This is a genomic window from Halomonas sp. KHS3, from assembly GCF_000830495.1.
Taxonomy (GTDB): domain Bacteria; phylum Pseudomonadota; class Gammaproteobacteria; order Pseudomonadales; family Halomonadaceae; genus Vreelandella; species Vreelandella titanicae.
Window position 1 is genome coordinate 356,651 of the sequence record NZ_JWHY01000003.1, and the last position, 24,585, is coordinate 381,235.

Genomic DNA, 24,585 nt, shown 5'->3' on the forward strand with positions numbered 1-24,585 from the left:
ACAAGAGACTTTCACCAGATTTAACGCTAGAGGCGCTTCTATACTGCTGACAACGTTCGACTTGCTAACCAACTGTAACTATTCTGCGCTCAACCACCCTCCTGCGTCAACACCCCCATAAAACGCTGCTTAGTAGATTTTGTCGCTAGTAAACCTCACGCCTCTCAGCCAGTATCCAACCGGCGGCCTTCTCGGCAATCATCAGCGTCGGAGAATTGGTGTTGCCACTGGTGATGGTCGGCATAACGCTGGCGTCAGCCACTCTTAGCCCGCTAATACCGCGCACTCTCAGCCGTGCATCGACCACTGCCATCGCATCATCTTCCTGGCCCATACGTGCGGTGCCCACCGGGTGGAAAATAGTCGTGCCGATATCACCAGCCAGCCGGGCTAGTTCATCGTCGCTTTGGTACTCAAGGCCGGGCTTCACCTCTTCCGGCGCGTATTTGGCAAACGCAGGCTGCTCGGCGATACGCCTCGTCACCCGCAGAGAATCCGCCGCCACTTTGCGATCTTCAGGGGTGCTCAAGTAATTGGGAGAAATCGCCGGTGCCTGGCGCGGGTCGCTGCTTTTAAGTCGCACGGTGCCCCGGCTGGTAGGGTTCAAATTGCATACGCTGGCGGTAATCGCTGGGTAGGGATGCAGCGGCTGACCAAAGGCTTCCAGGCTTAGCGGCTGCACGTGGTACTCAATATTGGGGTGCGGCTGATCCTTCGTGCTGCGGGTAAAAGCCCCCAGCTGCGAAGGTGCCATGCTCATCGGCCCAGAGCGCTTAAACAGGTACTCAAGGCCAATTCCCGCTTTACCCCACAGCGTGCTGGCTATGGCATTGAGGGTTTTGCCATTAGTAATCCGATATATCGAACGAATCTGCAGGTGATCCTGCAAGTTCTCGCCGACGCCCGGCAGCTCATGCACTACCTCAACGCCATGCTTACGCAACGACTCTGCGGGCCCCACACCGGAAAGCTGCAGCAGATGCGGCGTACCAATCGCGCCTGCGCAGAGCACTACTTCCCTGTTCGCCATGACGCGAAGCGGGCTGCCCTCACGCTCCACCTCCACCCCTGTGCATCGCAGCATGTTGGCACTTTTTTCGAACAGCAGCCGATTGACTTGAGTGGAGTGCCATAGTGTGAGGTTTTTGCGCTTAAGCGCGGGGCGCAAAAACGCTTTGGCGGTATTCCAGCGCCAGCCCGAGCGCTGATTGACCTCAAAGTAGGCCACGCCTTCGTTAGAGCCACGGTTAAAATCGTCGGTACGCGGGATGCCCGCCTGCACGGCAGCTTCGGCGAAATCATCCAGCACCTGCCACTTGAGGCGCTGCTTTTCGATCCTCCACTCCCCACCGTGGCCGTGAAAATCCCGGTGCTGGGCGTCTGCATCTCCGCCCTCGTCCAGACGGTAGTGGTCTTCATGTTTGATAAAGTCGGGTAGGCAGTTCTCCCAGCGCCAGGCATCGTCGCCGGTGACTTCCGCCCAGTGGTCGTAGTCACGCGCTTGGCCGCGCATATAGATCATGCCGTTGATGCTAGAGCAGCCGCCCAGGGTTTTCCCCCGCGGGTAGATCAGCGAACGGCCGTTGAGGCCTTTATCGGGCTCGGTGCGAAACAGCCAGTCGGTACGTGGATTATTAATGCAGTAGAGGTAGCCCACCGGAATATGAATCCAGTGGTAGTTATCGCGACCGCCCGCCTCTATCAGCAGTACCTTATTATTGGGATTGGCACTCAAACGATTAGCCATCAGGCACCCCGCGGTGCCTGCGCCGATCACGATATAGTCGAAGTAACTGATATGGTCGATATTGTTATGGGTAGATTCTGACATTGGTTGGCTCCGGTAACGTTTAGTCGCTACTTCGCCGTGGGCATTACAAATTCAGCCCCGGCATCAATCGAATCCGACCAACGCTGCATAATCGATTTCTGCTTGGTGTAGAAACGCACGCCTTCTTCCCCATAGGCGTGGGTGTCACCAAACAGCGAGCGCTTCCAGCCACCAAAGCCGTGCCATGCCATAGGTACCGGAATGGGCACATTGATACCCACCATGCCGACCTGAATACGGCGGCCAAACTCCCGCGCCACCGTACCGCTTTCGGTAAAGCAGCTAACGCCGTTGCCAAACTCATGGTCGTTAATCAACTGGATTGCAGTGGCGATATCCGGCACCCGCACGCAAACCAGCACCGGGCCAAAAATTTCTTCTTTATAGATCGTCATCTCGGGAGTGACATTGTCAAAAAGCGTGCCGCCCATCCAGAACCCGTCGGCGCAGTCCTCGCCTGCCGATGAAGCATTAAAGTTGCGTCCATCAACCACCAGTTCAGCACCTTCAGCCACGCCTTTTTCGATATACCCAGTAATCCGCTGGTGGGCTTGACGAGTCACAATGGGGCCCATTTCCGCATCCAGCTGCATACCATCTTTTACTTTCAGCGCTTTAGCCCGCTCAGCCAATGCTGGCACGACTTTATCCGCCACATCACCTACCAACACCGCCACGCTAATCGCCATGCAGCGCTCGCCGGCGGAGCCATAGGCGGCGCCAATCAGTGCGTCGACGGCTTTATCCAAATGTGCATCCGGCATCACTACCATATGGTTTTTGGCCCCGCCCAAGGCTTGAATGCGCTTGCCGTTGCGCGCGCCGCGCTCGTAGATCAGGTTGGCAATTGGCGTTGAGCCTACAAACGACAGCGCCTTAACATGCGGATGGTCGATCAGCGCTTCCACAGAGTCTTTATCACCCTGCACAACGTTGAACACGCCGTCGGGCAGGCCAGCTTGCTTAAGCAAGTCAGCCATCAGCAGCGAAGCACTGGGATCGAGCGGGCTTGGTTTCAAAATAAATGTATTACCCGCCGCAATTGCCAGCGGGAACATCCACATCGGCACCATGGCAGGGAAATTAAATGGCGTTATACCTGCAACGACGCCCAGCGGCTGACGCATCGTCCAGTTATCGATCCCGGTACTCACCTGCTCGGTGTAGTCACCCTTTAACAACTGCGGGATACCACAGGCAAATTCAACAATATCGATACCACGGGCCACTTCACCCTGGGCGTCGGTGAACACCTTGCCATGCTCTTTGGTAATTGCTTCGGCTAGCTCATCTTTATGAGCGTTTAACAGCTCTAAAAACTTGAACATTACCCGGGCGCGGCGGATCGGCGGGGTATCGGCCCAGGCAGGGAAAGCGGCTTGTGCGGCCTCTACCGCCGTATTGACGTCCGCCGGGGAAGCGAGCGACACACGACCGGTAACACGGCCAGTGGCGGGGTTAAAGACGTCCTGGGATTGAGCAGACTCACCCGCGGTGACCTGGCCATTAATAAAGTGCTGAATCGCTGTTGTTGTCATGGGAGTACCTAGTTAAGAACGCATGTTTAAAGCGTGTGCAAAAAGCTTACTTTCAGCCTAGCCTACTGGGCCTAACGAACGGATCAATTGAGTTATTTAAAAGCCAGTTATAAAATTTTCTAATATCACGATGAGTATTTGAGGCTAATCATGCAAGAGTACGCCACCCTGCGCGCCTTCGTGGCCGTTGCACGAACAGGCAGCGTGTCACGCGCCGCAGAACAGCTGCACCTGACTCAGCCGGCCATTAGCCTAAAGTTGAAGCAACTGCAGTCGAATTTAGGCCTCACGCTGTTTAGCCGACGCCCTCAAGGCCTTGCGCTGACGCCCGACGGCCATGCACTGCTGCCTGCCGCTGAAAAGGCCCTGGCCAGCGCTCTGTCGTTTGAGCAAACCGCCGGGACATTACACAGCACGCTGCGCGGCAAGCTCTCAATTGGCACCATTGTCGACCCCGAATTTCTCCGTCTAGGCGCCTTTTTGAGCCGCTTGATGGCCCGTGCACCGCAGTTAGAAACCGAACTTCACCATGGGATGAGCGGCAGCGTGCTTAATCGCATTGAACAAGGCGACTTAGACGTTGGGTTTTACCTGGCGCCACCCGCTCAAGGCCCTGGAAAAGGCCATGAGACGCTTGCTTGGCGTGAGCTAACCCATTTTGATTATCACGTGATTGCCCCAGCAGGCTGGGAAAATCGACTCATTGATACTCGTTGGGAGCACTTAGCCACGCTGCCCTGGATTGTTACGCCACAGGATTCCGCCCACCACCGGCTGTTAAAACAGGCGTTGGCACCGAGCGGCGCAGTTCCCAATCGGGTAGCCCAGGTGGATCAGGAGGCCTGCATGCTTGACCTGGTGCGCGCAGGCGTTGGCTTAAGCCTGGCCCGGGACGCCCTGGCGATGACCGAACGCCAGGAGAGCGGCCTGGCGGTGGCGGAGAATATTCGCCTGCCCTGCGCGTTAAGCTTTATCTGGCGTCATGAAAGCACCAACGAATCGACCGTTAACGCTGCGCTAAGTACGCTGGATGAGGTATGGCCCCATCGTCTAGGCTAAGTCATAAAAAAAGGGTTGTCACAAAGGGGCTGTAAGGAAAGGGAACACCAAGCGACTAATCAACTTCATAATGAACAGTAACTCGCCCTGCTACTGGAGTGCTTGCAATGATCCGTCTGTCCCCTCTTCGTCCATTTACGCTTGGCGTATTGGCGGCCGCTGGCCTAGCCAGCCCTTCGCTTCAAGCCCAAAGCAGTGCAGAAGCCACGTTTGCAGGCGGCTGCTTCTGGTGTATGGAACCCCCTTACGACAACCAGCCCGGTGTTAGCGCCACCATTTCCGGCTATATCGGCGGCGAACTAGAGAACCCCACCTACGAAGAAATCTACCAGGGCGGTACTGGCCATGCTGAAGTCGTGCAAATCGAATACGACTCCGAGCAGATCAGTTACGAGCAGCTCTTAGAAATCTTCTGGCGCAACATCGACCCCTTTGCGGTCGACCGTCAGTTCTGTGATGTAGGCGATCAATACCGCTCGGCGATCTTCTATCATGACGAAGCCCAGCGTGAACTGGCCGAAGCGTCCAAAGCCGAAATGGAAGCGCGCTTCGACCGGGAGATCGCCACCCAGATAGTACCAGCCACCAAGTTCTGGCCTGCTGAGGAGTACCACCAGGACTATTATCAAAAGAACCCCGTGCGCTATAAGTTCTACCGCTACAGCTGTGGTCGCGACGGGCGCCTGGAAGAAGTGTGGGGCGAAGAAGCCGGTGGACCTTCGTTTGAGTAACAAGCGGTACACCATCAACCATTGACTGAAGTGATGGGTTGAACTGTTTGCTTTAATCACTGCCGGAAAGGTAACGCCAATGTTATGCATGGTCGTTCTTTTTGTACTACAGTGACCGTGCACCAGTAATAGACCGGTCGATTAGGCGCCCTGGAGCTAGGCGCTTTGACCCCACGTTGATCTATAGATAGGAGATCTTATGAGCAACAGTATCAAGACGATCAATCCCACCAATGGTGAAACCCTCGAATCCTATACGCTAATGAGCAGCGCGGAAGCCAAGCAGATAGTGGACGCCTGCTACGAGGCGTTTCTCGATTGGCGCCTAGAATCGCTGGAAAGCCGCGCTAAAACGGTCAAAGCCATTGGCCAAGCGCTGCAAAAGCATAAAGAAGAGCTTGCCGACCTGATGGTCAAAGAGATGGGTAAACTGCCCTCTGAGGCCCGCCAGGAAGTCAATCTTTGCACCGGCATCTGTGATTACACCGCTGAACATGGCCCCAAAAAGCTAGCCGACGAAGAGCGCCAGCCTGGCAACGGCGAACGCGGTTTCGTGACCTACTCACCGATGGGTGTAATCTACGGCATTCAGCCCTGGAACTTCCCCGCGTATCAGGTTGTACGTTACTCCATCGCCAATATCATGGCGGGTAACGGCGTGCTGCTAAAACACGCTGAAAACGTGACCGGTAGCGGCTTGCTGTTGGAAAAAATCTACCGCGAAGCGGGTCTTCCGGAAAACGTCTTCCGTACGCTGGTGATCTCTCACGATGTTTCTGATGAAGTGATTGCTCACTCTGCGGTACGTGGCGTAACGCTAACGGGTAGCAATGGCGCAGGCCGTAAAGTCGCCGGTAAAGCGGCTGAGCATCTTAAAAAGACCGTGCTTGAGCTGGGCTCTAACGACGCCTACCTGGTGCTCGATGACGCCGATATGGATGTCGCCATAGATACCTGCGTACAGGGGCGCGTCTACAACGGCGGTCAAACCTGCGTCGCGGCCAAGCGTTTTGTGGTCACTGAAAAGAACTACGAAACGTTTAAAAAGCGCTATGTAGAACGCATGCAGTCGCTTAAAGCGGGTGACCCGACCCAAGAAGGCAGCGACCTGGGCCCCATGGCTCGTATGGATCTACGCGATGGTCTCCACGATCAAGTGGAAGAGAGCGTGCGCAAAGGCGCGAAGATTCTCTGCGGTGGCGAAAAGCCATCCGGTAAGGGCGCGTTTTACCCGGTCACTGTGCTGGACAACGTCACCCCCGGCCAGCCTGCTTATGACGACGAACTGTTTGGCCCCGTCGCTGCGCTGATTCGTGCCAAAGATGACGAAGACGCCATGCGCATTGCTAACGACAGCCGTTACGGCCTGGGCGGCGGCATCATCTCTAAAGATGTGAAACGCGCCACCGAGCTAGCCAGCAAGTACTTTGATACCGGCATGGTATTCATTAACGGCTTTGGTGTTGCTACCCCGGAAATGCCTTTCGGCGGTGTTAAAAACTCCGGTTACGGTCGCGAGCACGGCGGCTTCGGCATGCACGAGTTCGTCAATGCCAAGTCGGTGATTGTCGTTCAAGAGTAATGATGTGGTTGGTGAGTCGTAAGTTGTAAATAGCGAGTGATAAAGAATGCGCTGTCCTTCTGATGATCAGATGGGCGGCGTTTTTTTCAAACACGCTGAAACGTTCGACGCTGCCAAAGCTTTAGCCCAATCGCTATTACCACCCAGGTCACCAACGCCGCAATAACATCATCCAAAACAATGCCAAAACCGCCATGAACATACTCTGCCAGATGAATCGGCGGCGGCTTCAATCCATCGAAAAAACGGTAGACAACGAATGCCAGTGCCATGACCAGTGGCTGGCGTGCTGCCTGCAACCCGATTACCGCCAGCGGGAACGCTACATACTCATCGGCGACGATACTGCCATGATCCAATCCAGCATAGTGCCAGGCAGCGACGTGGCAAACCGGTACTGCAAGTAGCAGCAGAGCTGCCATGATAGCGCCTTGTTGACCTAGCGGGCGGCTCAACAGCCACCACGCCAGGGGGATGCCCAGCAGTGAACCAAAGGTACCCGGCGCCATCGGCGCTAGCCCCAGCCCAAAGCCGGTAGCTAGCCAAAAATTAACCGTATCCAGCATTAACCCGCCTGCTGCGCTTGACGCTCGAGTTCGTCGGTCATCTCTTTGGGCAAGTTAAGTGCACTGGCTAACTGGTCGAGCCAAGCGCGCTCCATGGGATTTTGATCATCGGTCACGGCCACGCTGATCAGGTACATTTCACGGGCCGCTTGAGGGGAGTCCGCTTCGCGGGCCAGCACCTGGGCATCCAGTGGTGCTTTTAGCTGCTGCTCCACCCAGTTATGCATCTCCTGGTCGGCGCCTAGGGCGTCAATCTGCTCGGTAATCAGCGCCTGCTCCTGCTCATCAATATGACCATCCGCCCGGGCAGCCATAATCATCGCCTGCAGTAGCTCAAGGCTGCGGCGTTCCTGGTACTCGCCACTAAGCGCTTCTACCCGCTCGCCCTCTGTCGCATTCTGGGTCGTATTTTGCTGCGCATTGCCATTTTTCGCCGCCTGAGAACTCTGCCACGCTTTCCATGCCAGCACGCCCACCCCAGCAATGGCGCCGTATTTTAGTGCTTTGCCTCCCATGCTACGGCCACGTTTGGACCCCACCAGTAAACCCATGGCACCGCCACCAAGCAGGCTTTTCATATCAAAGCTACTGGAGGAGCCGCCACCTTGACCGCTGCTACTGCCACCGCCTAGCTGCTTAGAAAGCCCGCTCAGCATGCCTTTAACATCGACACCACTGCTACTGCCGCCCTTCTGGCTTCCGCCGGCTTGCTGCATCAGCTGCTGTAAAATTTTGCTTGCGTTCATCCTTGTACTCCTAAGTAGATAGTATCTTTAGGGCTCGTTTGACGATTCATTCACTTTATAAAACATTCTATATGAACGCAGCATGAATCAGGCCTTGTTAAGAAAACTGCTTGCACTCGGTCATGCGGCGTTAGAGAAGTACGCCCTTTACTTCCACCGTGCTCCCGTGGCGGCTGGCACTTACGTCTATACGAACTGGCATTTGCTCTTTGAGTTCGCTGACATGGGAGATCACCCCAATCATGCGCCCGCCCATTTGCAGTTCGCTGAGCATGGCAATCGCTTGATCCAGCGCATCCTGATCCAGGCTGCCAAAGCCCTCATCGATAAATAGCGTATCCAGTTGAATGCCGCCAGCGTACGCCTGCACTACATCCGAGAGCCCTAGCGCCAGCGAGAGCGCGGCCATAAAAGACTCCCCGCCGGAGAGTGTCGCTACCGAACGGTTCTTGCCGGTGTAGGTGTCGGCCACATCAAGCTCCAGACCCGACGCTCTGTTACCTTTGGAGGGATCTTCCCGACGCACCAACTGATAACGCCCGCGGCTCATGCGCACCAAACGCTCCGAAGCTTGAATCAATACGTCATCCAGCAGCACACCCAGCACAAAGCGCTGCAGGCTAATACGGTGCCCCGTACGACCATTAGCGACCTCGCTGAGCGTGCCCCACAGCTGATACTGGGCTTCGAGCTCTGCCTGCGCCCTGTGGGCAGTCGCAAGCTTTTGACGAATACCGCGCAGCGTGGTCAGCCTCCCATCCAGCCCCCGCCACGCCTCTAGCTGGGTGTTCTCTTCGACCTGGGCCGCCTCGGTTAGGCTGGTCAACGCGGCCATATTCGGCGGCGTTTTTTCCGCAAGCTGAGTTTGGTAGTTCTCCAGCGCGCCTTCAAGCTCGGCCAGGCGGCGTTGGTACGCCTCTACTTGGCGAGTCAACTCTTGTCGCTGGGTATCATCCAACTGCGCAGCCTGAAACGCTGCTTCATCTTCAAAGGGGCTGGCCTGCAGGGCGGCTTGCCACTCAGCTTGCACCTGCTGAAGCGTCTGCTCGCTACGTTCGATTCGCTCGTTCGCACCGCGTAGCTGCTCTTCCGCCCGCGCCAGTTGGGTTTGGCTGGTCGAGAGCATCTGCTGGGCGCTCTCCCAGGCTTTTTCGAGCTGTGCGATCTGGTGTTCAAGCTCAGTGAGGGTTCGGCGCATTGCCTCAGGGTCGCGGGCATCTTCCGGCAGCGATTGGCTCAGTTGATCGCGCTGACTCTCTAGGCGCAACGCGTCCTCTTTTGCCTTCTCCACCGCGGGCCGTTGGGTTTTAAGCTGCTTATCCAGCGCGCCCCACTCGCGGCGCAGCGCTTCGCGAGCAACGGTTTGCTGGCTAATCTCACGTTCAACGCTTTCCCGGCGCTGCACTTGGCGGCGCAAGCCTTCGCAGGCATTTTGCAGTTCAAGCAGCGGTTGGCTAGCCCACTCGCCCAGCTGTTGGGTAAGCCGCTGGGCCTGCTCTGTATTGTAGTTAATCTGCTGAGTGAGCTGATGATGGTAACGCTCGGCGCTCTGTTGTGCTTGACGAGCCTGCTCTTGCGCCGCCCTGGCTTCTTCAACCTGCGCTTGGCTGACCACGTCGGCACTGTTAACCGCTGGGGCTGGATGCTCCAGGCTGCCGCACACCGGGCAAGGGACATCCTGTTCAAGGGTGAGCGCTAACAGCGCGGCCTGCCCCTGGTGCCAACGCATCTCCTGCTCAGTGGCGTGGCGTTGCGCTCGTTCTGCTTCGCTTTGCTGGCGGTTGAGTGCCTCCGTCGCCTGCTGCTGTTGGCTGGTTAACTCATGCGCTTGCCGGGTGAGTTCATCCAGCTCTTGGCGCTGGGTCAGCAGGTCGTTATGTCGGCTGAGCTCAGCGGGGGCGCTGGCCAGTTGCTGAAACTCTGTCTGTAAGCGTTCCAGGTTAACGCTAATCGCTTCGCCCTGCTGGCGAATGTTATCTAGCTGCGCCTCATCACGCTTGAGCGCACTATCGGCTTGTTGCCAGGTGGCCTGCGCCGTTTTAAAACGCGCCTGCAACTCGCTTAACTGCTGGCTTTTATGAATAAATTCGCCCAATTGGCGATGCCGTTCACGGAGCGCGGGGAGCTCTGCCTGACGCTGGCGTGCCACTTCTGACGCCTGCTGCGCCTGTTCGGCGTTAGTACGTTGAGTGGCTAATTCGGCTTGCGCCTGTCGCTGATCGGCCTGGGCGGTGATCAACGCCTGCAGCGCTTGGTCTAAGGCAGCTCTCTGTGGGCGCAGCGCCTGGGCGTGGGTGCTTTGCGCTAAGCGCTCCTTAGTGCTTTCTATCTGTGTGTGCTGCTCAAGATGACGGGCTTTAACCGCCGCCAGCCGATCGCGGGCCTCAAATTGACGCTGCAGCGCCAGCGCCTCATCGCGCTGCTTTTCGGCGCTACGGCGCTGCTGCTGCGCGGTTTCAAAACGTTGCCGCGCTTGGTCTACCTGGGGTGTCAGCGCTTCAAGCTCTTGCGCTAACGCGGCTTCGCTCTCAAGCTCCCCCCCGGCGAGGATGCCGCTGATATGCTGGCGATGATCACTCACTGCCCGCTCGATTTGATTGGCCTGGGTGCGCAGGCGCTCTTCGATGCGCTGAAAAATCTGGGTTTGAAACAGCTGGGAAAAAATCACTTCGCGCTCTTTGGAGCCTGCCAGCAGCAGTTCGCGGAACTTGCCCTGGGGTAGCACCATCACCTGACGAAACTGGTTGGCATCCAGGCCGATCAGGGTTTGCAACTCCGCGGTGGCATCATTGACCTTGCGTGCTACCAGGCAGGATTCCACTTCACCCTCTGCCTTTAATCGCCACAGCTGGGCTTCTGCATTATGGGTGGTCGTCCCTTCGCCGCGAGCCTTGGGGCGCTCCTGCTGGGGCACCCGGCGAACCCGGTAATCCACGCCGCGCAGGCGAAAATCCAGCGTCACTTCCGTTAGCAGCGAAGCGTCAGCCTGGTCGCAACGCATCTGCGCCGGATCGCGTTCATTGCCCGTGGTTTGGCCGTAAAGCGCAAAACAGATGGCATCAAGAATCGAGCTTTTACCGGCGCCGGTAGGGCCATTAATCAAAAACAGTGGGCTTCTTCCCAGCGCGGTGAAGTCGATGGTCTCACTGCCCGCAAAGGGCCCGAACGCCTGCATGGTAAGGGTTAGAGGTGTCATCCCTGAGCCTCTTCGTCACGACTAAGCTCGCCTATCAGTTCGCTTATCGCCTCGGCTTGTTGGTCGGTCATGGGCTCACCGCTGGTTTGGGCGAAAAAGTCACTGAACATATCCAGTGCGTTGAACTTCAGCCGCTCACGGTCAAGCTGCTGATTACCCTGGGCATCCAGCATGCCGGGCTTCTCGAGATGTAGCACGTTGGGATACACCTCACGCAACTTGCCCATGGGGTCGAGAATGGCGTGGCGATCGGTTAACCGCACCAGCAGATAGTCGTCGGCATTGGCATCCGTTCGCCCCTGGGCAATCAACGCATCGATCTCGCCCTCTAATACGCGAACTTCACGACTGGGTATGAGGGGTATCTGCTCGATCTTGGTGACGCCGCTCGCATCAAAATCCACCAGCGTCACGCCTTTACGCTGGCTGGCTTCGGAAAAGCTATATTTGAGCAGCGAGCCGCTGTAACGAATATGCTCGCCGCCGCGGTACTGGGGGCCGTGAAGGTGGCCAAGCGCCACATAGTCAAAGCCTTGCATAGGTTCCCAGGCGACGCTTTCGGCACCGCCCAGGGTCAGCGGGCGTTCAGAATCAGAGGCGCTGCCGCCATCCACAAAGCAGTGGCTCATCAATATGCACGGGCGTGTCGGGTGACGCTGCTCTTCGATGCGCTCAACCAAATAGCGGTGGGAGCCGTCAAAATCGCGCACCTCCACGTTAAACTGGCTGCGAACATGTTCGGGGTCGGCGTAGGGAATGCCGAACACATCCATCTCAGCGCCCTTAATCGTCAGCGTTACAGGTGTGTCAAAATCAGCTAAGTCGGAAAGAATATGCAGACCGGCCTGACGCAGGTGGCGCGCGCCGAAACGAAGCCGCTCAGCACCATCGTGGTTACCTGAAATCATGATCACCGGCAGCTTGCGCTCCTCGCAGAGCGCGTGGAGCACCTCATCCAGCAGCGTTACCGCCGCCGCAGGCGGCACCGAACGGTCGTAGATATCGCCCGCAATCAGCACCGCATCGACGTTTTCCCGGTCGACAATCTCGATAAGCTGGTCGAGCACATCGCGCTGATCATCCAGTAACGACAGGTTGTGGAACAGCCGCCCCAGGTGCCAATCGGCGGTGTGAAGTAGACGCATAACAGGCTCAGCAAAAAATAGTGTAGCGGCATGATAACAACCCGATACTCAATCTACCCACAAAACTCCTCACCTACATAAACGACCGACAAAAAGCCCCGCTCAATGGCAGGGCTAATCGTTTCTCTAAAGGCTCTAGGCTCAACCAGCGCTAGCGACGGAAGGCGTCTGGATAGCTGGTGAGATCAACTCCCCACATGACCGGCAGTAGGAAGTAAACCGCCGCCACAATCAGCAGCATGGCGATGATGTTGATCCAGAAGCCGGTGCGCACCATCTCGATAATTTTCAGTTTGCCAGTGGCGAAGATGATGGCGTTGGGCGGCGTACCAACAGGTAGCATAAAGGCACAGTTGGCGGCCATGGCGGCGGGCACCATCAGCACGAAGGGGTGGATATCCAGCGCCAGCGCCAGCGACGCCAACACCGGCAGAATCATGGTGGCCGTGGCGGTATTCGAGGTGATTTCGGTCAAGAACAGCACCATGCCGGTCGCCAGCAGGATGACCAACAGGAAGTTGGCGCCTTCCAGCACGCTCATTTGCCCACCGATCCACTCCGCCAGGCCGGAAGAGCCGAAGCCTGCGGCAATTGCCAAACCACCTCCGAACAACAGCAGAATGCCCCAGGGTACGTCTTTCGCCACGTCCCAGCCCAGTAGGCAGCCACCTTGATTTTTGGAGGGAATCAAAAACAGCAGCAGCGCAGCGACAATCGCGATCATGGTATCATTGATGCCGGGGATATTGATGATCTGCCCCTGCCACAAGAACGAGCGGGTGATCCACATAAAGGCAGCGAACAAAAACACCACCAGCACCGCTTTCTCTTCGAAGCTGGTGTTACCCAGCGCCGCTTTTTCTTTGTTAATCAGCTCTCGGCCACCTGGTAGGTGACTAAAGTCAATGCGGAAAAACACCCGCGTAAGTAGCAGCCAGGTGATAACTAGCAGTACACACACAATGGGAAATGCAAACATGAGCCAACCGGCAAAGGAGATCTCAATGCCAAACAGCTGATTTACAATTGCGGCGAGTATGATATTCGGAGGGGTTCCAATGAGCGTGCCCAGGCCCCCAATGGTACCGCCATAACCGATACCAAAAATCAGCGCTTTGCTGAACTTATCGATTTCGACACTGTGGTCGCCGTCACTTTTCGCCAGCTCTTGACTCACCTGATACACGATAGCGGTACCGATCGGCAGCATCATCATGACCGATGCGGTGTTGGAGACCCACATGGACAAAAAGCCCGTCGCGGCCATAAAACCAAACACGATGCTATTAATACTGGTGCCCAACACGGCAATAATCGACAGCGCGATACGCTTGTGAAGATCCCATCGCTCCATTGCCAGCGCGATCATAAAACCGCCCAGAAACAGGAAAATGATCGGATTACCGTAGGCGGCCGTAACGGTATTGCCATCCAAAGCGCCGGTAATCGGTAAAAGCACAATGGGTAGCAACGAGGTCGCGGGAATCGGAATAGCTTCGGTGATCCACCATACGGCCACCCACAGAGTGGTAGCGAGCACCATACGCCCTTCAAAGCTTAAGTCTTCAGGGTGAAAGAACATCACCACAAAAGCGAACAGCAGCGGACCAAGCAACAGGCCAATCTTCTGCGGCGTGGTGTAGGCAGGCGGCTTAGGTTGAGGGGAAGGATTACGCTTGGTATTCGAAGCCGCGGCGTTGGCGGCCCCGCCCGTAGGTAGCGCGCACATCAATAGTTTTTTGGCTTGGTAGTGGGAGTGCCATAGCTGATCCCATACCGTCATCAGGGCAGTTTTATGCATACAATTTGCGCCACTTACGGTCAGAGTGAAAAGAACAAATCGAGGATCAACATTCCGATATATATGCCGCACGATGGGCGACACGGAACCTCCTTTGGCGCCCTTTATTAACTGCAATAGGCAATTAGTCCAGTGATTTGCCATTAATTACAACCAAAGTCTAACAACTTTAGTTTAACTATGCGCAAATACTAACAGTGACATAAGCGCAATGTGCGCTAGCGCACGGACGAAATCTCACATCACGACCATTGTTCTGGTAAGGAAGCATCGTTGGTGCACCGAGGTGCATTCTCACCAGGATGGAATCTGTGAAACAACTTCTCCGTTTTGTGCGTCCGCACCCTACGTTTGCAGCGCCGTGGAACTCGACTAGCCCCGTCAGGGAAGAGCTCTTCAGCGCAGAGCGACTTGAACAGCACGCCGGCAGCTTGGCGCTTAACCAATCAGTGACCAGCACGCCACCCAAGGTAGTTTCGTTAGCAAGACGGCTCAACGATAACGCGCGCGCTTTGCTGGACGTTTACCGCGCCAGTGCCACAGCGCTGGCAGGTGGGCGAGAAATTGTGCCTGCCGCCGCTTGGCTGCTCGATAATTACCACCTAATTGAAGCGCAAATTCGTGAGATACGCAGCGACCTCCCCCCTGGGTATTACCGCCAGCTACCGAAGTTAGCCAACGGGCCTTTTGCGGGCTACCCGCGGGTATTCGGTATCGCCTGGGCCTTTGTGGCGCATACCGACAGCCATGTCGACCTGGATAATTTGCAGAACTTTATCACCGCTTATCAGCGCGTTCAGTCATTGACCATTGGCGAGCTCTGGGCAGTGGCGATCACGCTACGCATTGTGCTGATCGAGAACCTGCGACGCCTTGCCGACCAAATTATCAGCGAACAAACCGCAAGGGACGAAGCCGATGCATTAGCGGCTAAATGGCTAACGCCCACGGATCGGCAAACCTCCCAGGAACGTCATACCTTTCACTTGGAAACCAGCACGCTCAATATTCATAAAGGGCCATTAGCAGAGCCCTTCACCGCTCAGCTCGCTAAGCGGCTACGCGGCTTAGATCCCCGCTGCAGCCCGCTGGTAGGTTGGCTAAACGAGCAACTTAGCCAGCAGGGTGAAAGCATTGACGACATGGTTCAGCACGCTCAGCAGCGCCAAGGCGCCGCCAACGTAACCGTGCGCAATATCATCACCAGCATGCGCTTCGTTTCCAGCATCGACTGGGCGGAGCTGTTTGAGAACGTTAGTTTAGTGGATAGCCGGTTACGCCAGCAAAGCCACTTCAGCCAGCTCGATTTCCCCACCCGCAATCAGTATCGCAGCGCCATAGAACAACTCGCCCGTGGCTCTCGCTTCAGCGAGCTTGAGGTAGTCGAAGCGGCACTCTCACTCTCACAGCAGGCAGGGGACGCCACCAGCGACCCGGCCGAAGCAGCACGCCGGGGAGACCCTGGCTACTTCTTGGTAAGCTCAGGTCGGATAACCCTTGAGCAGAAGATACGATTTACCCCCTCCTCACGCCAGTGGTTGCGCCGGACACTCATTCACCACGGCATTCGCAGCTATATCGTACTGATGGCCGTGGTGACATTGAGCCTGATGACGCTGGCCGGTGGACTGCTGCTTTCGTTACCGCTGGCGATCGGTGATGTACCGTTACCCTGGCTTATGCTGCTAGGGGCGTTCGGTTTCCTGCCCATTATGGAAGTCGCGACGCTGATCGTTAACCGCCTGATTATCTACTCTATCGACGCTCAACCGCTGCCTGGGCTCGACCTTGCCAAAGGCATTCCGCCACAGTTAAGAACCCTGGTGGCGGTGCCTACGCTGCTGACCAGCGAAGAAGATCTGCGCGAACAGATTGAGCGTCTTGAAGTGCACCACTTGTCCAGCGGTGAGGGGGCGCTTGGCTATGCGCTGCTGCTTGACGGCGTGGATGCCCCCCAAGCGGAACTACCCCATGAGGCCGCGCTGTTATTGGCTGCTAAAGCAGCGGTGGAGCAGTTAAATAAGCGTTATTGTCCTCTCGCCCTCGATAGCGATAAACGCTTCTTTCTGCTTCATCGGCGGCGGGTATTTAACGCCAGCGAGAATACCTGGATGGGGTGGGAGCGTAAGCGGGGCAAGCTACACGAGCTAAACCGCTTGCTACGTGGCGCCACGGACACCACCTTTATAGAGCCGCCGCCACTGCCCAGTGACGTGCGCTACGTCATCACTCTGGATGCCGACACCCGCCTGCCCCGGGGCGCAGCCAGCCAGTTGATCGGGAAAATGGCGCATCCGTTAAACCAGCCACGAATGGATCAACAGCTACGCCGGGTCGTGGAGGGGTATGCAATATTGCAGCCTCGAGTGACGCCGTCGCTGCCCACAGGGGGCGAAGGTTCTATCTACCAGCGGCTATTCTCCGCGCCTGGGGGCATCGACCCTTACGCCGCCGCTATTTCAGATCTCTATCAGGATCTGGTCGGTGAAGGCTCGTTCGCCGGTAAAGGTATTTACGCGATCGATGCCTTTGAAGCCTCGCTGGCTGGCCGGGTGCCCGACAATAGCCTGCTCAGCCACGATTTGTTCGAAGGTGTATTTGCCCGTGCGGGACTCGCCTCCGATATCGAAGTGATTGAAGACTTCCCGGCCCGCTATGATGTAGCCGCCAAGCGCCAACACCGCTGGACACGCGGTGATTGGCAACTGCTCCCTTGGCTAATCGCCCCGGCGCTGCCGCTCACTGGGCGGATGAAAATGCTCGGCAACCTGCGACGCTCGGTAACGCCACTATTAGTGTTGGCAAGCCTTGCGGTTAGCTGGCAGTTGCCGCTGAGCATGGCTATTACCAGTACACTGCTACTACTGGCCGTTGTCGGGGCACCGGTGTTGCTCTCCCTAACGGCCTCATTCGTTCCCTTCCGGGCGTGGTCTAGACTACGCCACCACTACCACCTTTGGTTTGACGAGCTAAAGCTGGGTAGCGCACAAATGCTGCTACTGATCCTGTTTTTACCTGACCAAGCATGGCGCATGCTGGATGCCATCGCCAGAACGCTCGCCCGCGTACTGGTCACCCACCGGCGTCTACTGGAGTGGACATCTGCCGCCCAGTCGATGAAAAGCCCGCCGCTGACGGTACTGGGATTCTATCAGCGCATGGCCCCAGGCACCGCACTGGGGCTAGCGGTGGTTATCAGTGCACTCTGGACAGCCAGCCACACATGGCCAATCACACTCCCCATAGCACTGCTTTGGTTGGCGGCACCAGCAGTGGCTTCTTGGTTAAGCAGCAGCACAAGCGCCGTTGTCCAACCCACCATCTCAGAAGAAGAAGCCCTTGAGCTACGGGTTATTGCTCGGCGAACCTGGCGCTTTTTCGAAACCTTCGTGACTGCCACCGATAACCGCTTACCGCCGGATAACTTTCAGGAGGATCCTCAGCCCGCCCTCGCCCAGCGCACCTCGCCGACCAATATGGGGCTCTACCTACTCTCCACCCTGGCGGCACGGGATTTCGGCTGGACAGGTACCCATGAGACGCTTGAGCGACTCGAAGCCACCCTGGGCGTGATGCTGGGACTACCCCGCTACCGGGGGCACTTCTATAACTGGTACGCCACCCACGACCTGCGCCCGCTTAACCCCCGGTATGTGTCAACGGTGGATAGCGGCAACCTTGCAGGGCACCTTATCGCTATCGCCAATGCCTGCGAAACCTGGCAGACGGCAGGCTATCTAGCTGACCCACGCGAAGGCATTGCCGACACCCTAAACCTGGCCCGTCAGACACTTAAACAAGCATCCACTTTGTCGAAAGAGTTCACGGCTCAGCTTAGCGTGCAGTTGGAGGCCATAGACGCTCAGTTGAAAGGCAAAGTGATGTCGACGGGATGCTTGGCAACTATCGCCGCATTGACGGATAGTACGTTAACGCTTTCGCGCACTCCTCTCAGCGAGCATAACGACCCATACAGCGAAGACCTGCTGTTTTGGTTGCAAGCACTGCACGCCTCAGTGGCGCAACACCGCCATGACAGGGAATCCCAGCCAAACCTTGAAGAGGGTGCACTCGCCCTACGCCTGCAGCAGCTTGCGGACTCGGCGCGACGCCTGGCACTGGGCATGGATTTCGACTTTCTACTCGATAGCGAGCGTCAACTGCTGTCGATTGGTTATTCGCTGGATGACAACTGCCTGGATACCAGCTGCTACGACCTGCTGGCCTCTGAGGCGCGCCTGGCTAGCCTGTTTGCAATTGCCAAAGGCGATATTCCCACCCGCCACTGGTTCAAACTCGGCCGTGCTGCCACCCCGGTCACCTTTGGCTCGGCATTGATCTCCTGGTCGGGATCGATGTTTGAATACCTGATGCCCTCGCTGGTGATGCGCGCCCCTGGGGGCAGCCTGCTGGAGCAAACCAACCGGCTAGTGGTAAAGCGTCAAGAGACCTACGCTGCCCAGCTCTCCGCCCCTTGGGGTATTTCCGAATCCGCTTATAATGCCCGTGATCGGGAGTTCACCTATCAATATTCTAATTTTGGGGTGCCGGGGCTGGGGCTCAAGCGAGGGCTCTCTGCTGATCTGGTGATCGCACCCTACGCCACCGGATTAGCCGCCATGGTTGACCCCAACGGCGCCTGTCGTAATTTCAAACGCTTGGCGGAGATGGGTGCAGTAGGCCGCTATGGCTTCTATGAAGCACTCGATTTCACTCGCTCGCGGCTACCCGCAGGTGAGAAAGTGGTGATTGTGCGCAGCTTTATGGCCCACCATCAGGGCATGACCATCGCGGCTATTGCTAACACCCTGCATCACGGCCAGATGCGCGCTCGCTTTCACCGCGAACCGATGATTCAAGCCAGCGAACTGCTGCTTCAAGAGCGGGTTCCGCGTAACGTGGCGATTGCCCACCCCCGCGCTGAAGAGGTGAAGTCAAACGCGAGTCAAATGATTAACGAAGCACAAACTATTCGCCGTGCTTCAACAACAGCCAGTGGCGCACCCGTTACCCATTTACTCTCCAATGGCTGCTACTCGGTGATGCTAACGGCCACCGGCGGTGGTTACAGCAGATGGCGCAACGTAGCCATTAGCCGCTGGCAGCCGGATGCCACCCGCGACCACTTAGGCAGCTTTATTTTTCTGCGCGATGCCAAGCACCCCGGCGTGTGGACAGCCACAGGGCAAACGGCGGCGCACCCGGCCGGCGCTAACGATGAACATAGCCATGCGATATTTGCCGAGGATTATGCTCGCTACAGCCATCGTCATGACGACATCACCAGCCACATGGAGGTGCTGGTTTCAGGCGAGGACGACAGCGAAGTTCGCCACCTTTCGCTCACCAACAGCGGTCGTCACGCCCGGGACATCACGATCACCTCCTATCTAGAATTAGTCTTGACCGCTCCCAGTACCGACAATGCGCACCCCGCTTTCGCCAAAATGTTTGTGGTGACCGAGTACCTTGAAGCCTTCAACGCCTTGATCGCCACAAGGCGGCGGCGCTCACCCGATGAAGAGCAGGTGTGGGCGGCTCACTTTGCGGTGGTAGAGGGCGACACCGTGGGCGAGCTGGAGTTCGAGACTGACCGGGCCCGGTTTTTAGGCCGCGGCCGAAGTACGCTGCATGCCTCAGCGCTGGCAGAGGGCCAGCACCTTTCAAGCAGTGTCGGCAGCGTACTGGATCCTATTTTTGCACTGCGCTACTGCCTGCGCGTGGTCCCCGGCAAAGCGGCCCGAATCGCTTACTGGACTGTGGTCGCCTCCTCCCGTGAGGCGCTGATGGATCTAATTGATAAACACCACGACCGCAGCGCCTTTGAGCGCGCCAAAACCCTCGCCTGGACTCAGGCACAGGTGCAGCTTCGCCATTTGGGCATTCAGCCTGAAGAAGCCGCCGACTTTCAGCGTCTTGCCGCGCCAATTCTTTACCCTGATACCCGCTTTAGAGCGCCTGCCGAAGCCATTGAGCGTGGTGCCGGGCCGCAGTCGCGACTCTGGCAACACAGCATTTCCGGTGACCTGCCGATAATTTTAATGCGCATTGATAGCATTGATGACATTGGCCAGGTACGCCAACTGCTCCGTGCCCACGAATATTGGCGCATGAAGCGGCTGGGCGTGGATGTGGTGATTATCAATGAGCGCTCCTCCTCCTATATTCAGGATCTGCAGCAGGCCATTGAAACAGCGGTGCTTAGCAGCCAAACACAACCTCGTCTTAAAAAAGATTTCGCTCAGGGCGCCGTGATTGCATTGCGTGCCGACCTAATAAGTCTGGAAGTACGTATGCAGCTTCAGTCGATCGCCTGCGTTGCATTAATGGCCCATCGCGGCAGCATAGCGAATCAATTAGCCTTGACGCTGCCCACACGCCTTGCCACAACACCGCCCCAAGCGTTGGTCAAACGTCCCCTACCCAGGCACACCCCGCTCAATGCCAGCGAAACGCCACTCCCAACGCTTGAGTTTTTTAATGGCCTGGGCGGCTTTGCTCAGGATGGTCGTGAGTACGTCACGGTACTTGAGGCAGGGAGCTCCACGCCCGCGCCGTGGATCAACGTGATCGCCAACGCAGGCTTCGGCTTTCAGGTATCAGCAGAAGGCGCAGGCTATGTATGGGCGGATAACAGCCGCGAAAACCAGCTCACAGCCTGGTCAAACGACCCCGTGATGGATCCAAGTGGCGATGTGATCTATGTTCGCGATGAAGAGACGATGGCGCTCTTCACCGCGACTGCCCGACCTTTGCGGGATCATGGCCGCTACATGGCACGACACGGCTTCGGCTATAGCCAGTTCGAGCACCAAGTGGATGGGATCGCTCTGGAGCTTCTGCACTTCGTGCCCCTAGAGACCCCGCTAAGGATTTCACGGCTACGCCTTAGCAATCACTCCGGGCGACTACGCAAGCTCTCGGTGACGGCTTATGCCGAGTGGGTGCTAGGGACTTCACGTAGCGGCTCGGCGCCTTTTCTGATCTCGCACCCAGACGCCGATAGCGGCGCGCTGCTGGTGGAGAATCCCTGGAATATAAATTTCCCTGGCCGGGTAGCGTTTCTGGATATCGGCACCCAACCAACTTCCTGGACGGCTGACCGCTGTGAATTTATCGGCCACGGCGGTAGCCTGGGGGCGCCCGCGGGGCTGCGCAGCCAGGCTCCGCTTTCCGGCACCCACGGTGCGGGGTTGGATCCCTGTGCCGCGCTTAACCGCAGCGTAACGCTAGGGGCAGGTGAAAGCGTCGATATCGTTGTACTGATGGGGCAAAGCAGCTCAACCGCTGAAGCCAAATCGCTGATCGCGCGGTATCGCCAGGCGGACATTGACGCGGAGCTCGCACTGGTCACTGCGCACTGGCAAACGCAGCTTAACGCGGTACAAGTGGCCACCCCTGACCGCGCCATGGACATCATGCTTAACGGCTGGCTAATGTACCAAACCATTGCCTGCCGAATCACCGCGCGCTCAGGGTTTTACCAAGCCAGCGGCGCCTATGGTTTCCGTGACCAGTTACAGGATGGCATGGCGTTAACCTTCACCAGCCCCGAAACCACTCGTCAACACCTGCTCCGCGCCGCCTCACGCCAGTTTGTCGAAGGCGATGTCCAGCACTGGTGGCTGCCCCACTCCGGCCAAGGGGTGCGTACGCGTATTTCCGATGACCGGGTCTGGCTGGCTTATGCCTGCGCCCGCTATATTGCCACTTCCCACGACGCCGCCGTGCTCGACGAGACGGTGAGTTTTCTGGAAGGTGCCGAATTAGCGCCTGAAGAGCACGACTGTTTTTTTCAGCCGATGATCGCAGGGGAAACCGCCTCGCTGTTTGAGCACTGCGCCCGAGGCTTGGATCAAAGCATTGATCTAACCGGCGAGCACGGCTTACCGTTGATCGGTGGCGGCGATTGGAACGATGGCATGAACCGCGTTGGCGAAGCGGGCGAAGGCGAAAGCGTGTGGCTTGGCTGGCTGCTGGTGCATACCCTGGAGCTGTTTCTACCCTTTGCCCAGCAGCGCGAAAAGCAAGCGCCTTCAGCGGCTAAGGACTCAACCACACTGGACTCAGCCACAATGGACACTCCACGCGCCGAGCGTTGGCGTGCCCATATCACTGCGTTGCGTATTGCGCTGGAAAGCAACGCCTGGGACGGCCAGTGGTACCGCCGGGCGACCTTTGATGACGGCAGCTGGCTGGGCAGTAAAGGGAGCGACGCCTGCCAAATTGATTCGATTGCCCAGACCTGGGCGGTACTCTCGGGGGCAGCAAACCCCCACCGCGCAGCCCTCGCCATGGCGTCACTGGAACGTGAGCTGATCAGGCACGATGAGCAACTTGCGCTACTGTTCTGGCCCCCCTTCGATCAGCCCCAGCGCGACCCAGGCTATATCGGCGGCTATCCGCCCGGTATGCGCGAGAACGGTGGGCAATATAGCCACGCCGCAATGTGGGCGATTCTCGCCTTTGCAAAGCTCGGCGAGGGCAGCAAAGCGCATGGGCTTTTTGCGCTACTCAACCCGATCAATCATGCCCGCACCACCGAAGAGGTCACTCGTTATCACGTAGAACCCTATGTGGTGGCTGCGGATGTCTATTCGGTTGCGCCTCATACCGGACGCGGCGGCTGGACATGGTACACAGGCTCAGCGGGCTGGATGTACCGCGCTGGGGTGGAGGGCATTCTGGGCATTCGCCGAGAAGGTGGCTGGCTGGTGATTGCCCCCTGCCTTCCCCACGACTGGCCAGGTTTTAGCGCAACGCTAACCATTGCCGCCACCCACTACGCGGTTAAGGTTACCACCACCGATGAGGCACCCAGCGCGCAGCTCGATGGCCGAATACTGACCCGTCAACAAGGTGAAGTACGCATTCCGCTGGATGGCAAACGACATCAGTTAGAGGTATTTATCAAGCCAAACACAGTCGCTGAAAAGTAACGGAGGCAGGTCGTAGCTGATAGAATACCGCCCCTTTCAGGCGCGTTAGCGGCTAAACGCCGATACGCCACCCACCTTTTACTACCTGAGAGTTGCGCAATGATCGCCACCGCCCGCACCGTTTTCCGGCCACTTATTCGGCTGGGCCTTATCCCGCAGATTTTAATCGGTATCGTTGCCGGGGTAGTGCTCGCCCTGTTTTCACCGGGCATTGCAAGCGACGTGGCCCTACTTGGCCAGCTCTTTATCGCCGCATTGCAGGCAGTGGCGCCCATTTTGGTGTTTGTACTGGTAGCCGCTGCGATCTCTGCTCATCAAAAAGGTCAACCCACCCATATTCGCCCCGTGCTGGTGCTCTATGTGGTGGGCACGCTGATCGCCGCGCTCATTGCAGTGGCAGCCAGCTTCCTGTTTCCCACGGAGCTTACGTTAGATTTGGGGCAAGTTGACGGCAACCCGCCCGGGGATATTTTTAGCGTTCTACGCGACCTGCTGCTAAACGCGGTTGCCAACCCGGTTAGTGCGCTGATGGAGGCTAACTTTATCGCTATTTTGGCCTGGGCTATCGGCCTGGGTTTAATGCTGCGCCAAGCCAGCGATACCACCCGCCAAGCATTGAGCGATTTATCCGCAGCGATCACCCGCATTGTGACACTGGTGATTCGTTTAGCGCCGCTGGGTATCTTTGGTTTAGTGGCAGGCACGCTGGCAGAATCCGGCGTTGAGTCGCTGCTCAACTACGCCCAACTGCTGGGTGTGATCGTGGGCTGTATGCTGTTTGTCGCGCTGGTTAGCAACCCGCTGCTGGTTTACTTCACCACCCGGCAAAACCCTTATCCCCTGGTGTTTACGTGCCTGCGCGGTAGTGCGATTACTGCCTTTTTCACCCGCAGTTCGGCCGCGAATATCCCCGTGAACCTGGAGCTTTGCCGCCGCCTAAAGCTCGACCCTGACACCTACTCCATTTCCATTCCGCTGGGTGCAACGATCAATATGTGTGGCGCAGCCATCACCATTACTGTCATCACTCTGGCGACCACTCATACGCTAGGCATTAGCGTCGACTTTCCCACGGCGCTGCTACTTTGCGTGGTTTCAGCGCTGGCGGCCTGCGGCGTTTCAGGCGTGGCGGGCGGTTCACTGATGCTGATTCCCATGGCCGCCAACCTGTTCGGTATTCCCACGGAAGTGGCCATGCAGGCGGTGGCGATTGGCTTTGTGATCAGCGTGGTACAGGACTCCACCGAAACTGCGCTCAATTCCTCTACCGATGTGCTGTTTACTGCAGCGGCCTGCCGCTCCAAGGAAGCGAACAACTAGCACTGCCCGGGGCATAGTGCCCCATTAGGCATACTCCCAGCGCGCCGCCGCTAGAGGGTGCCACTTCCGAATAAGGCTATTGTTGCCGAGCGAGGCCATTGACAGACGAACGTTCCTTATATAGAACGTTC

At 57.3% G+C, this 24,585-nt stretch carries 12 protein-coding genes; 5 read left to right on the plus strand and 7 right to left on the minus strand.

Features of this window, described 5'->3' with window-relative positions; all coding sequences use genetic code 11:
• Nucleotides 1-145 precede the first annotated feature (145 nt).
• Together RO22_RS10520 and RO22_RS10525 are read right to left on the minus strand one after the other, a co-directional pair.
• Nucleotides 146-1,831 (minus strand): GMC family oxidoreductase, encoded by a 1,686-nt coding sequence (locus tag RO22_RS10520; RefSeq protein WP_052475598.1) that lies wholly within the window; start codon nucleotides 1,829-1,831, stop codon nucleotides 146-148.
• Between the two features lie 26 nt (nucleotides 1,832-1,857).
• Entirely contained in the window at nucleotides 1,858-3,369 is a 1,512-nt protein-coding gene (locus RO22_RS10525) for a CoA-acylating methylmalonate-semialdehyde dehydrogenase (RefSeq protein ID WP_041158289.1), read from the minus strand.
• A 150-nt stretch (nucleotides 3,370-3,519) separates the two neighbouring features.
• On the opposite strand from RO22_RS10525, the gene RO22_RS10530 reads away from it, so the two are divergent.
• The 3 genes from RO22_RS10530 to RO22_RS10540 all read left to right on the plus strand — a co-directional run bounded on the left by RO22_RS10530 (nucleotide 3,520) and on the right by RO22_RS10540 (nucleotide 6,741).
• Entirely contained in the window at nucleotides 3,520-4,428 is a 909-nt protein-coding gene (locus RO22_RS10530; protein ID WP_022522445.1) for a LysR family transcriptional regulator, read from the plus strand.
• Between the two features lie 107 nt (nucleotides 4,429-4,535).
• The gene (msrA, locus tag RO22_RS10535) at nucleotides 4,536-5,159 is read left to right on the plus strand and encodes a peptide-methionine (S)-S-oxide reductase MsrA (RefSeq protein WP_041158290.1); all 624 of its coding nucleotides are present in this window, start codon (nucleotides 4,536-4,538) and stop codon (nucleotides 5,157-5,159) included.
• A gap of 199 nt (nucleotides 5,160-5,358) precedes the next feature.
• On the plus strand, nucleotides 5,359-6,741 hold the full coding sequence (locus RO22_RS10540) for an NAD-dependent succinate-semialdehyde dehydrogenase (protein ID WP_041158291.1): 1,383 nt from the start codon (nucleotides 5,359-5,361) through the stop codon (nucleotides 6,739-6,741).
• A gap of 86 nt (nucleotides 6,742-6,827) precedes the next feature.
• Here RO22_RS10540 and RO22_RS10545 read toward each other — a convergent pair whose 3' ends face one another.
• From RO22_RS10545 to RO22_RS10565, 5 genes are all read right to left on the minus strand, one after another.
• Nucleotides 6,828-7,307, minus strand: coding sequence for a phosphatidylglycerophosphatase A (locus tag RO22_RS10545; RefSeq protein ID WP_041158292.1), 480 nt, complete (start codon nucleotides 7,305-7,307; stop codon nucleotides 6,828-6,830).
• On the minus strand, nucleotides 7,307-8,053 hold the full coding sequence (locus tag RO22_RS10550) for a tellurite resistance TerB family protein (protein WP_041158293.1): 747 nt from the start codon (nucleotides 8,051-8,053) through the stop codon (nucleotides 7,307-7,309). The genes RO22_RS10545 and RO22_RS10550 overlap by 1 nt, the downstream gene beginning before the upstream one ends.
• A gap of 130 nt (nucleotides 8,054-8,183) precedes the next feature.
• On the minus strand, nucleotides 8,184-11,249 hold the full coding sequence (locus RO22_RS10555; protein ID WP_041158294.1) for an AAA family ATPase: 3,066 nt from the start codon (nucleotides 11,247-11,249) through the stop codon (nucleotides 8,184-8,186).
• Nucleotides 11,246-12,394 carry an exonuclease SbcCD subunit D gene (locus RO22_RS10560; RefSeq protein ID WP_041158295.1) on the minus strand — a complete coding sequence of 383 codons (1,149 nt, stop codon included), beginning with the start codon at nucleotides 12,392-12,394 and terminating at the stop codon, nucleotides 11,246-11,248. Before RO22_RS10560 ends, RO22_RS10555 begins: the two co-directional genes overlap by 4 nt.
• Before the next feature lie 151 nt (nucleotides 12,395-12,545).
• Nucleotides 12,546-14,195 (minus strand): DASS family sodium-coupled anion symporter, encoded by a 1,650-nt coding sequence (locus RO22_RS10565; RefSeq protein WP_230803548.1) that lies wholly within the window; start codon nucleotides 14,193-14,195, stop codon nucleotides 12,546-12,548.
• 302 nt (nucleotides 14,196-14,497) lie between these two features.
• Between RO22_RS10565 and RO22_RS10570 the strand changes: the two genes are divergently transcribed.
• Nucleotides 14,498-23,134 (plus strand): GH36-type glycosyl hydrolase domain-containing protein, encoded by an 8,637-nt coding sequence (locus RO22_RS10570; RefSeq protein WP_041158296.1) that lies wholly within the window; start codon nucleotides 14,498-14,500, stop codon nucleotides 23,132-23,134.
• Between the two features lie 99 nt (nucleotides 23,135-23,233).
• Nucleotides 23,234-24,454 (plus strand): serine/threonine transporter SstT, encoded by a 1,221-nt coding sequence (gene sstT / locus RO22_RS10575; protein WP_009288341.1) that lies wholly within the window; start codon nucleotides 23,234-23,236, stop codon nucleotides 24,452-24,454.
• Nucleotides 24,455-24,585: the final 131 nt, after the last annotated feature.

Bases quoted from the DNA above. Each gene is read 5' to 3' on its own strand.
- RO22_RS10530 (WP_022522445.1), top strand. From the start codon at position 3,520: ATGCAAGAGTACGCCACCCTGCGCGCCTTCGTGGCCGTTGCACGAACA.
- RO22_RS10570 (WP_041158296.1), top strand. From the start codon at position 14,498: ATGGAATCTGTGAAACAACTTCTCCGTTTTGTGCGTCCGCACCCTACG.
- RO22_RS10555 (WP_041158294.1), bottom strand. From the start codon at position 11,249: ATGACACCTCTAACCCTTACCATGCAGGCGTTCGGGCCCTTTGCGGGC.
- RO22_RS10525 (WP_041158289.1), bottom strand. From the start codon at position 3,369: ATGACAACAACAGCGATTCAGCACTTTATTAATGGCCAGGTCACCGCG.
- RO22_RS10560 (WP_041158295.1), bottom strand. From the start codon at position 12,394: ATGCGTCTACTTCACACCGCCGATTGGCACCTGGGGCGGCTGTTCCAC.
- sstT (WP_009288341.1), top strand. From the start codon at position 23,234: ATGATCGCCACCGCCCGCACCGTTTTCCGGCCACTTATTCGGCTGGGC.
- RO22_RS10545 (WP_041158292.1), bottom strand. From the start codon at position 7,307: ATGCTGGATACGGTTAATTTTTGGCTAGCTACCGGCTTTGGGCTGGGG.
- RO22_RS10565 (WP_230803548.1), bottom strand. From the start codon at position 14,195: ATGCATAAAACTGCCCTGATGACGGTATGGGATCAGCTATGGCACTCC.
- msrA (WP_041158290.1), top strand. From the start codon at position 4,536: ATGATCCGTCTGTCCCCTCTTCGTCCATTTACGCTTGGCGTATTGGCG.
- RO22_RS10520 (WP_052475598.1), bottom strand. From the start codon at position 1,831: ATGTCAGAATCTACCCATAACAATATCGACCATATCAGTTACTTCGAC.
- RO22_RS10550 (WP_041158293.1), bottom strand. From the start codon at position 8,053: ATGAACGCAAGCAAAATTTTACAGCAGCTGATGCAGCAAGCCGGCGGA.
- RO22_RS10540 (WP_041158291.1), top strand. From the start codon at position 5,359: ATGAGCAACAGTATCAAGACGATCAATCCCACCAATGGTGAAACCCTC.